Annotated in this window: 1 protein-coding gene; it reads right to left on the bottom strand. The window is 54.7% G+C overall.

Features of this window, described 5'->3' with window-relative positions:
- Window positions 1-51: 51 nt before the first annotated feature.
- Window positions 52-232 (bottom strand): hypothetical protein (locus tag AC1RPR_RS09120; RefSeq protein WP_481763629.1); only part of this gene is annotated, 181 nt, incomplete at its 5' end.

The raw sequence follows: 232 nt of genomic DNA on the forward strand, positions 1-232 counted from the left end.
CGGGTATTTTGCTGGGAAAACAGGGACCATAATTCAGGCCCCTGCGGATCGTTACTTGATGACCTCAAACACCATATCGAGCGGCCGGAACGTTTTGTAGATACGGCCGTCTGACGACTGGTTGCGCAATTGGTCGCATGCCACGCGAACCGACCCGTTTTTGTGGACGGCCTCAACAGTGCCCGTCATGCCCTGTTCCGGCCACCATTGGACGCGATTGTAAAAGCTTTGT

This window comes from Dellaglioa sp. CoH-57-MRSF-22 (assembly GCF_056781895.1).